The 818-nt window shown below is 43.9% G+C and carries 1 protein-coding gene; it reads left to right on the plus strand.

The window, feature by feature from the left end:
* A partial coding sequence (locus tag NMM26_RS09530) for a DUF1542 domain-containing protein (RefSeq protein ID WP_254754489.1) occupies window positions 1–818 on the plus strand: 818 nt, incomplete at both ends.

An 818-nucleotide genomic window follows, 5' to 3' on the forward strand; every position in this document is an offset into this window, starting at 1 on the left:
ACAACAGAAGTAAACAATGTAACTCCAACGCCAGTAGCGAAACCAGCGGCTAAGAAAGCAGTGGAAGACGCGTTAGCTGAGAAGATTAAAGAAATTGAAGCAAACAATGACTTAACAGACGAAGAGAAGACTGCGGCTAAAGAAGAAGCTAAAGCCAAAGCAGACGCAGCGAAGACTGCGATTGATAATGCGACAACAAACGCAGGAGTGGACCAAGCTAAGGCTAATGGAACAACAGAAGTAAACAATGTAACTCCAACGCCAGTAGCAAAACCAGTAGCTAAGAAAGCAGTGGAAGACGCGTTAGCTGAGAAGATTAAAGAAATTGAAGCAAACAATGACTTAACAGTAGAAGAAAAAGCCAAAGCCAAAGCAGAAGCTAAGGCCAAAGCCGACGCAGCGAAAGATGCAATCGACAACGCGACAACAAATGCCGAAGTCAATCAAGCTCAGTCAACTGGAACAACAGAAGTAAAAGCTGTAAACCCAGATGCAGTAGCGAAGACAGCAGCTAAGGGAGCCATCGACGAAGCTCTGAAAGCTAAAACTGATGAAATCGACTCTCGTACAGACTTAACAGACGAAGAGAAAATTGTGGCTAAATTAGATGCAAAAGCCAAAGCTGACGCAGCAAAAGAAGCAATCGACAAAGCAACAACAGATGCCGAAGTCAATCAAGCTCAGTCAACTGGAACAATAGAATTAAAAGCTATAGATCCACAACCAGTAGCGAAGTCAGCAGCCAAACAAGCCATCGACGAAGCTCTGAAAGCTAAGACTGCCGAAATAGATGCACGTACAGACTTAACAGATGAGGA

The sequence above is a fragment of the Streptococcus sp. CF7_Ac1-8 genome (assembly GCF_024295435.1).
GTDB lineage: Bacteria > Bacillota > Bacilli > Lactobacillales > Streptococcaceae > Streptococcus > Streptococcus mitis_AP.